Here is an 8,799-nt window from a genome sequence, read left to right as displayed (position 1 = left end):
GGGGGCCCCAGCCGTCAGCCGTCAGCCGTCAGCCGTCAGCCGTTGGGGAGGATGACGGCGCGCCCGTTGATCCGGCCGCTGTGCAGACGCTCGTAGGCGAGCGGCGCCTCGTCGATCCCGTAGGTCTCGACGTGCACGTCCACCGCGCCGACCCGGGCCAGGTCGAGGACCTCGATCAGCTCGGCGCGGGTGCCCCAGTACGGGGAGGACACCGAGACCTCGTACGGCAGGGCGCCGAAGCCGACGGCCAGGGTGCCGCCGCCGAGGCCGACGATCGTCACGTCGCCCTCCACCGCCACCATCGCGCCGGCCGCGGCCGCCGTGGGCGGGGCGCCGACGAAGTCCAGCACCACCTGGGCGCCGATGCCGCCGGTGAGTTCGCGCACCCGGGCGGGCGCGGAGGCGTCGGAGCGGACCGTCTCGTGCGCGCCGACGCTGCGGGCCAGCGCGAGCTTCTCCTCCGTCACGTCCAGGGCGATCACCCGGGCCGCAGTCATCGCGCGCAGCAGCTGGATCGCGACGTGGCCCAGGCCGCCGGTGCCGATCACCACGGCGGTGCTGCCGGGCGTCAGCTTGCCGAGCGAGCGCTTGATGGCGTGGTACGGGGTCAGGCCGGCGTCCGTCAGCGGCACGGCCCGGACCGGGTCGAGGCCGCCGAGCGGCACCAGGTGCCGGGGGCTGTCCACCACCATGTACTCGGCCATCGCCCCGGGGGCGCCCAGGCCGGGCGGGCGGATGCCCAGTTCGGCGGCGCGCAGGCAGTAGTTCTCCTTGCCCTCCGCGCACTTGGCGCAGCTGCCGCAGCCCCACGGCCCGTAGACGGCGACCGCTTCGCCCTCGGCCAGGCCGGTCACGCCCGCGCCGAGCGCGGCCACGGTGCCGACGCCCTCGTGCCCGAGGGTGAGCGGCAGGGGGAAGGACAGCCGCTCGGCGGGCATGCTCATCACGGCGATGTCGGAGTGGCACACCCCCGCCGCGGTGACCTTGAGCAGGACCTGGCCGGGGCCGGGCTCCGGATCGGGGACGGTGACCACCTCGGGGGCGGCGCCGACGCTGCGGTACTGGACTGCCTTCATGGGTTTCGGACTCCCTCTCTCTGCCCCCGGACTCGACTGTCCCCCCGGTTGCGCTGCCCCGGCCACCGGACGGGCCTGGGCAGCGGGCCGGTCAGCGGGCCGCGTAGGCGCCGTCGACCAGGTGGTAGCTGCCATGGATGAAGGAGGCCCGGTCGGAGAGCAGGAAGGCGGTCAGTTCGGCGACCTCCTCGGCGCGGCCGAGCCGGCCAGCCGGGTGCAGGGCGACCAGCGCCTGACGGGCCTCCTCGTCGGCCGCGCTCAGCAGCGGGGTGTCGATGAAGCCCGGACCGACGGCGTTGATCCGCACGCCCTGCGCGGCGTACTCCAGGGCGGCGGTCTTGGTCAGGCCGACCACGCCGTGCTTGGCGGCCGCGTAGGCCGGCGAGCCGGCGAAGCCGTTGGTGCCCAGGATCGAGGCCATGTTGACGACGGCGCCGCCGCCGGCCGCCAGGATGGCGGGGATCTCGTAGCGCAGCGAGTAGAAGACGCCGTCGAGGTTGGTGGCCAGGACCCGGCGCCACTGCTCGGGCTCGTACGCGCCGGTGGGGGCCTTCGCGCCGCTGATGCCGGCGTTGTTGACGGCCAGGTGCAGGGCGCCGAGGCCGTCCACGGCGGCCTGGACGGCGGCCCGCACCGACTCCGGGTCGGTGACGTCCGTCCCGATCGCCAGGGCCCGGGCGCCGGCGGCCTCCAGTTCGGCGGCGGCCCTGCGGGCGCCCTCCAGGTCGAAGTCGGCGACGGCGACGGCCGCGCCGCCGGCCGCCAGGCGGCGGGCCACGGCGAGGCCGATGCCGGAGGCGCCACCGGTGACCAGTGCGGCCTTGCCGATGAACTCCTGGGGGTGGTCGGTGCCGGTCATGGCGTACGTCCTTTCGTGCGGGTGCGCCGGGTGGGCGCGGTGGTTCAGGCCGCCGGGCCGTCGGGGGGCGGTTCGGCGGCGAGCAGGTCGAAGGCCCGTTCCACGAGGTCGGGCAGATCCGGCTCGTCGGCGCCGACGGGGTGGCGGACCCAGGCGCGGGAGGCGGCCTGGAGGGCCGCCACGCCGAGGCCGACGGCGACGGCCGGGCGCAGGTCGTACTCCGCGTCCAGGCCGAGGCGGGCGGCGGCGATCCGGATGGAGGCCTCCTCCTCGTCGACGCAGATCCGCCGGTAGGCGGCGGTCAGCGAGGGCTCGGCGGCGATCAGGCCGAACAGCTCCCGCACACCGGGGCGCCGGTGCCAGGCCGGGTCCCGCTCGTCGCCCAGCCAGATCCGCAGCGCCGCGCGGTAGGCGGCCACCGGGGTCTCGGCGGCGGGGCGGGCCGCCAGCGCCGCGTTGATCCGGCCGAAGTCGGCGCGCAGGCAGTCCAGCACGGCGTCCTCGCGGGAGGCGAAGTACCGGCTGAAGGTGCGGCGGGAGACGTCGGCCCGGTCGGTGACGTCCTCGACGGAGACGGCGGCCAGGCCGCGGTCCAGCACCAGCTGGAGGGCGGCTGCGGCCAGTGACTCGCGGGTGCGGCGCGCCTTGCGGTCACGCCGTCCCTCGGTGGTGTGCTCGGCCTTCTCGGTGGTCACGGGAGCCACCGTACACCCGGAAATGTCCCATTGGGACATGAGTCCCTCTGGGACACGAGCCCGCCCCGGCCCCCACGGGAAGGCGGGGCCGGGGCGGGCTCGCAGGCGGGCTCGCAGGCGGGTCGAGTGGAACGGGTCAGGCCGGGCGGGTCAGGCGGGGACTATCGCGAAGGAGCCGTTGCTGAGCGGGGTCTCGGTGTAGGGGCCGCTGTCGATGGCCTGCGGGGAGTAGCCGTCGAAGACCTGGCCGTTGACCGTGACGCCGGAGAAGTCCAGGCGGCTGAAGGAGGGGTAGCTCTGGCTCGGGGACTCGATCACGGCCTCGGCGCTGACGTTCTGGCCGTCGAGCTGCTGGGTGGTGGTCTCGGTCCAGCCCTTGGTGTTGTCGGTGATCTGCAGGGCGTAGCTGGAACCGCCGCTGTTGACCACCGAGGCGGTGAAGCTGTCACCGGCGTCCACCGGGTCGCTGAAGTACTGCGGCGGGGCCGGGTACATCTCGTACCAGGCCGAGTAGACCGGGGAGCCGCTGGAGCAGTCGGCCTGGACACCGGTCTGCTCGACGGTCTGCGAGCCGTAGCCGTCGATTCCGACCCAGGGGGCGAACAGGTCGTTGGCGGTGTTGCACTGCACGGCGGGCATGGTCCAGGAGCCGGAGACGCTCTGGAAGCCGCTGCCCTGGGCGACGTAGCCGCCCCAGACTCCGCCGTCGTAGCGGGCGCCGTGGCCGAAGCGGTGCGCGCTGCCGTAGCCGTGCGCGGCGGCGTGGGTGGCGGGGGCGGCCGTCGCGGGGGTCGCGGCCGCGGCGGCCGGGAGGGCCAGCAGGGCGGCGAGCACGAGCCGGCCGGTGCGGGAAAGGGCCATGGGGGGCTCCTTCACTGGGAGTTGAGGGGGTGCCGCCCAGCTTGCGGGCGCCGCGGGCGGGCCGGGAAGGGAGCCGCGTGGGCAGGAACCCGACATGGCGGGAACATGTCGCCCGATCAATCCCTTGATTTCGGGCACCGAGTGGCGCACAGTCGGCTCGTCCACTGGCGGTGCAGGACGAGGAGGACGCAGTGTCGGGGACGGGCATGCTCGGCGGACTCGGCCTCGGCGCGGTCGAGGAGCAGCTCTACCTGCGGCTGCTCGGCGTCCAGGCCGCCGACCCGCAGTGGCTGGCCGCCCAGATGAACCTCCAGGCCTCGATCGTGCTCGCGGCACTGGTCTCGCTGGCCGCGCAGGGGCTGGTGGAGGCCTGCGCGGCCGGGGCCTGGGCGGCGGTGCCGCCCGACGTGGCGGTGGAGGAGCTGCTGCTGCGGCGCGAGGTCGAACTGCGGCGCGCCCGGGGCCGGATGGGCGAGCTGATGCGCACCTACCGGCAGGGCCGGGACGGCACCGGCTCCGACGCGCCGGTCGAGGTGATCTGCGGGCGCAGATCGGTCGCCGAGCTGTGGCGCACCCTCCAGTTCGGGGTGCGCGAGCGGCTGCGGGTCCTGGACCGGCCCCCGTACATCCGGCGCAGCGATCCGCAGACCGAACTGGCCCTGCTGGCACGGGGGGTGACGACCAGGGTGGTGTACCACAGCCGGGTGCTGCGCGATCCGGAGCGCCTGGCGGAGATCCACTCCTTCGCCACGGCCGGGGAGCAGGCCCGGGTGCACACCGAACTGCCGCTGAAGCTGGCGCTGTTGGACGACCGCTGGGCGCTGCTGCCGGTCAGCGCGGGCACCGAGCTGCAGAGCGTGCTGCTGATCCGGCCCTCCACCCTGCTGGACGCGCTCGCCGGACTGTTCGAGCTGTACTGGGCGCAGGCGATGCGGCTGCCCGCCCTGCCGGAGGAGAATCCGGAGGACCGCCACCGCCAACTGCTCCCACTGCTCGCGGCGGGGCTCACCGACGAGTCGATCGCCCGCCAGCTGGGGGTGTCCACCCGGACGGTGCAGCGCTGGGTGCGGGAGCTGATGGACCGCTTCGGGGCCCGGACCCGGTTCCAGGCGGGCATCCAGGCCGCCCGGGCCGAACTGCTGTGAGCCGGCTGCGCCGCCCCCGGGCCGCGCGAGTGCGCAGGTCAAGGCCGGGCCGGGTGCGCGCGGCAGGCCCGGCGACCGGGAGAATGGTGCGGACAGTTCACCGGAAGTACAGAGAAAGCGAACCCCCACCATGGATCTCGGCGTGCGCTGGAAGCTGCACGGTGACGGGCGTACGCCCGCGCCGGGGGCGGTCGTCCGCCCCGACGAACGGCTCTCCTGGCCCCGCACGGCAGGGCTCGGCGCCCAGCACGTGGTGGCCATGTTCGGCGCGAGCTTCGTGGCGCCCGTGCTGATGGGGCTCAACCCCAACCTGGCGATCATGATGTCCGGCGTCTCGACGATCATCTTCCTGCTGGCCACCCGCGGCCGGGTGCCCAGCTACCTCGGCTGCTCGCTGTCCTTCGTGGGCGTGGCCGCGGTGATCCGGGCGCAGGGCGGCACCAGCGCGACCGTGACCGGTGCGGTGTTCGTGGTGGGCGCGGCGCTGTTCCTGGTGGGCCTCGCGGTCCAGCGGTTCGGGGCGCGGATCATCCACGCGGCGATGCCGCCGATCGTGACCGGCGCGGTCGTCATGCTGATCGGCTTCAACCTCGCCCCCGTCACCGCGTCGACCTACTGGCCGCAGGACCAGTGGACGGCGCTGCTGGTGATGCTGTTCACCGGTCTGGCCGTGGTGTGCCTGCGGGGCTTCTGGTCGCGCGTGGCGATCTTCCTTGGGCTGCTCTTCGGGTACGGGATCTCCTGGCTGTTCGACCGGGTCTTCGGCAAGATCCACTCGGTGGACGCGGGCGGCCACCTCACCGACCACTGGCGCCTGGACCTGTCGGGCGTCGGCAAGGCGGACTGGATCGGCCTGCCCGACTTCCACGGCCCCTCCTTCCAGTGGTCCGCGATCCTGGTCGCCCTGCCCGTGGTGATCGCGCTCGTCGCGGAGAACGCCGGGCACGTCAAGGCCGTGGGCGAGATGACCGGCCAGACGCTGGACGACAAGCTCGGCGTCGCGATCTCCGCCGACGGCGTCGGCTCCATGCTCTCCACCGCGCTCGGCGGCCCGCCGAACACCACCTACTCCGAGAACATCGGCGTCATGGCCGCCACCCGGGTCTACTCCACCGCCGCCTACTGGGCCGCGGCCGGCTTCGCGCTGCTGTTCGGCGTCTGCCCGAAGTTCGGCGCCGTCGTGGCCGCGATCCCCGGCGGGGTGCTCGGCGGCATCACCGTCATCCTGTACGGCATGATCGGCCTGCTCGGCGCGCAGATCTGGATCAAGTCCAAGGTGGACCTGCGCAACCCGCTGAACCTGGTGCCGGCCGCCGCGGGCATCATCATCGGCATCGGCAACGTCACCCTGAAGTTCACCGACACCTTCAGCCTCAGCGGCATCGCGCTGGGCACCCTGGTCGTCATCACCGGCTACCACACGCTGCGGGCGCTGGCCCCCGCGCACCTCAAGACGCAGGAGCCGCTGCTGGACGAGGGCACCTCCTCCTACGACGAGGACTCCGAGGGCTCCGAGGGTGCTGAGGGGCCGCGCAACCCGTAACGGACGGGCCCGGGTTCGGGTTCAGGTCGGCAGGACGGCCGGCGGAAGTGTCCGAAAAGGCTCTTCCGTCGGCCGTTCCGTCTGGCCGGACGGGCCGGGCGGTGGTCGAATCGCCGCGTACACCCGTCCCCCGCCCCGCGCCACTCATCCCCCCGGGAGAGGCATGTCCCTTCTGACCCAGCGCCGCAAGACCGCCGCCGCGGCCGCCGCCCTCGCCACGTTCGCGCTCACCTGCGGCGGCCAGGCCTCCGCCGCCGACGCGGGCAAGGTCCTGTGGACGCCGAGCACCAGCACCGGCCCGTCCTCGTTCAAGGCGGTCCAGTGCGCGGCCGGCAACTTCGGCGTCGTCAAGGACTCCGTCAAGGGCAGCGTGTGGCGGGCCTTCCAGGCCGCCGGCGAGGAGCGCTGCGAGACGCTCGGCCCGGACCTGAAGGAGGGCGACACCTTCTACCTCGGCTGGTCGTCCAAGGTGGACATCAAGGACACCAACAGCCGGTACGTCTTCCAGCTCAAGTGCTCGCCGAGCACCGGCACGGCCAACCACCCGATCGAGATCGACATCGTCAACGGGCGCGTCCGCCTCCAGGAGTGGGACACCGACCACGTCGCGCACTCCCTGTGGACCGCGCAGACGACCAACAACACGTGGCACTCGTACGCGCTGAAGATCCGCCTGGGCCGCACCGACGGCACCATCGACTTCTGGTTCGACGGCGTGAAGCAGACCTTCACCACCGGCTCGGACACCTTCAAGGGCACCACCTGGGACGGCGACCGCAACTACCTCAAGTGGGGCTCCTACCACCCCTCCACGGGGGATGCGACGAACACCTTCACCAGCCCGGTGATGGCCACCACGCTGGAGGCGGCCACCGCCGGCTCGTGACGGCGCGCAGGCCCGGACCGGTGAGCGGTCCGGGCCTGCGGTTTCAGACGTCGCCGAACTCGCCGCTGCGGACGGCGACGACGAGTGCAGGCTCGGCCCTGACCGCTGGTCAAGCGGTCGAAGACGCCTGGGACTCCTGGGAGCATGGCGACGGCATCCCCCTTCTCCTTCAGGGCGCCCCGGTCCCGATCGGCTGATCAAGCCCGGCCCTTCTCCCCACCGGGACTCCCCCGCACAATCCTTCTTGAGGCACCCGCCATGCTCACAACCCGCCGCCCCGCACCTTCGTCGCCCGTCACCCCCGCCACCGTCTGAAAGCCGCACCACCCATGCACCTCACCAACCTCGCCAAGCACACCCTCTCCCGCGGCGCCACCCCCGCCGCCACCTACGCCCTCCTCGCCCGCCTCGGCCACCAACCCCGACCCGCCGCCCAAGCCGTCTGCCTCGCCCTCGCCATCCCCCACACCGAGACCACCCGCCGCCTCGACGACTGCCACGACGCCCTCCTCGCCAACCCCCGCCCCAACTCCGAAACCGACACCGGCGAACTCCTCGAAGCCCTCGGCATCTTCGACATCCCCGCCACCCTCACCCCCACCCAACGCGCCGTCATCGACCACCTCCTCACCGCCGTCAACGCCCACGGCGACATCCGACCCGGCCACCACCACGGCCTCAACCGCTGGTTCACCACCGGCAACCTCACCACCGCCTACCTCTCCCTCACCACCACCCCACCCCTCCCCCGCACCGGCGACCCCACCGCCTACTGGACCACCCTCACCACCGCCGGTGAACTCCTCACCACCACCAACCCCGACCCCCGCCTCAAGTGCGCCCTCACCCACTGCCGCACCCAAGCCACCCAAGCCACCCAAGCCACCCGCCCATGAGCGCAGGAAGTCGACCCCACCGACTTCCTGCGCAGCACGATCACCGGTGGCACAGGGGTGGCGGCCGCCGGATAAATGCCGTGCGTGCCTGGCAGCCGGTGGCTACACTCGCGCGGACTTCGACCGTCCGTATACCGAGGAGACCAGACGTGGTGGTGGACGACGACATCTCCGGGTGAGTCCCGGACCCGGCAGGCCACCGACCGGTGCGTGGAAGCACCGTCGGCGTGGCCCCGTCGTCGCGCCCTCCTCCCATCCGTCTGCCCCCGGGCGCCGGCTGTCTGCTGCGCCGCGCCCTGCCCCCCTCCCGCAGCCCCTGAGCGGCGACCTCACCGTCGCCGAGGTGCTGGGCATCGCCGAGATCGTCCGGGCCATCGACGCCGTGGAGTCCGGGGACGTCGACGAGCGGCACTTCGCCGTCATCGGCGACGACTGGGACATCGAGGAACGCACCCGCGCCCAGCTGGAGCGCCTCGGCCTGGCCCACCTGGCGCTGGACCGGCGCCTGGGCACCCTCAGCGGCGGCCAGATCGTCTCCCTCGGCCTGGCCGCCCAGCTGCTCAGGCGCCCCGACGTGCTGCTGCTCGACGAGCCCACCAACAACCTCGACGCCGACGCCCGCGGCCCAGCTGGAGAGCGCCCTGAACTCCTACCGGGGGGCCTTCGTGGTGGTCAGCCACGACGAGCGGTTCCTGCACGGGATCGGCGTGCAGCGGTGGCTGCGGCTGGCCGACGGCGGGCTGGCGGAGGGGGGGGGCAGCGTCGGTGAGGACGCGGCCGACACAGACCGGCCACTGCATCACATTCAAAATTAACTAGATATGAAGAGACGATAAAA

The 8,799-nt window shown here is 73.1% G+C and carries 8 protein-coding genes and 1 pseudogene; 5 read left to right on the top strand and 4 right to left on the bottom strand.

Features of this window, described 5'->3' with window-relative positions:
• Positions 1 to 35 precede the first annotated feature (35 nt).
• From ACFV61_RS32065 to ACFV61_RS32050, 4 genes are all read right to left on the bottom strand, one after another.
• Positions 36 to 1,076, bottom strand: coding sequence for an NAD(P)-dependent alcohol dehydrogenase (locus ACFV61_RS32065; protein ID WP_380495460.1), 1,041 nt, complete (start codon positions 1,074 to 1,076; stop codon positions 36 to 38).
• A 91-nt stretch (positions 1,077 to 1,167) separates the two neighbouring features.
• On the bottom strand, positions 1,168 to 1,935 hold the full coding sequence (locus ACFV61_RS32060) for an SDR family NAD(P)-dependent oxidoreductase (protein WP_380495458.1): 768 nt from the start codon (positions 1,933 to 1,935) through the stop codon (positions 1,168 to 1,170).
• 44 nt (positions 1,936 to 1,979) lie between these two features.
• Complete coding sequence (locus ACFV61_RS32055; protein WP_063350352.1) at positions 1,980 to 2,630, bottom strand: TetR family transcriptional regulator; 651 nt, start codon at positions 2,628 to 2,630, stop codon at positions 1,980 to 1,982.
• 150 nt (positions 2,631 to 2,780) lie between these two features.
• A complete protein-coding gene (locus ACFV61_RS32050; RefSeq protein ID WP_380429485.1) occupies positions 2,781 to 3,491 on the bottom strand; it encodes a G1 family glutamic endopeptidase in 711 nt (236 codons plus the stop codon).
• A gap of 191 nt (positions 3,492 to 3,682) precedes the next feature.
• On the opposite strand from ACFV61_RS32050, the gene ACFV61_RS32045 reads away from it, so the two are divergent.
• The 5 genes and pseudogenes from ACFV61_RS32045 to ACFV61_RS32025 form a co-directional block, all read left to right on the top strand.
• Positions 3,683 to 4,636: a helix-turn-helix transcriptional regulator gene (locus ACFV61_RS32045; protein WP_244293531.1), complete on the top strand. Its 954-nt coding sequence runs from the start codon at positions 3,683 to 3,685 to the stop codon at positions 4,634 to 4,636.
• A 130-nt stretch (positions 4,637 to 4,766) separates the two neighbouring features.
• A complete protein-coding gene (locus ACFV61_RS32040) occupies positions 4,767 to 6,179 on the top strand; it encodes a uracil-xanthine permease family protein (protein WP_380380563.1) in 1,413 nt (470 codons plus the stop codon).
• Between the two features lie 163 nt (positions 6,180 to 6,342).
• Positions 6,343 to 7,065: a hypothetical protein gene (locus ACFV61_RS32035; RefSeq protein ID WP_380495456.1), complete on the top strand. Its 723-nt coding sequence runs from the start codon at positions 6,343 to 6,345 to the stop codon at positions 7,063 to 7,065.
• Between the two features lie 329 nt (positions 7,066 to 7,394).
• Positions 7,395 to 7,961, top strand: coding sequence for a hypothetical protein (locus ACFV61_RS32030; RefSeq protein ID WP_380487949.1), 567 nt, complete (start codon positions 7,395 to 7,397; stop codon positions 7,959 to 7,961).
• 175 nt (positions 7,962 to 8,136) lie between these two features.
• A pseudogene (locus tag ACFV61_RS32025) lies at positions 8,137 to 8,656 on the top strand (ATP-binding cassette domain-containing protein); the annotation flags it as partial.
• Between the last annotated feature and the right edge of the window lie 143 nt (positions 8,657 to 8,799).

The organism is Kitasatospora sp. NPDC059817 (genome assembly GCF_042731835.1).
In the GTDB taxonomy this organism is placed as follows: domain Bacteria; phylum Actinomycetota; class Actinomycetes; order Streptomycetales; family Streptomycetaceae; genus Kitasatospora.
The sequence above is the reverse complement of the archived record's forward strand: the minus strand, read 5'-3'. Positions and strand labels throughout refer to the sequence as shown.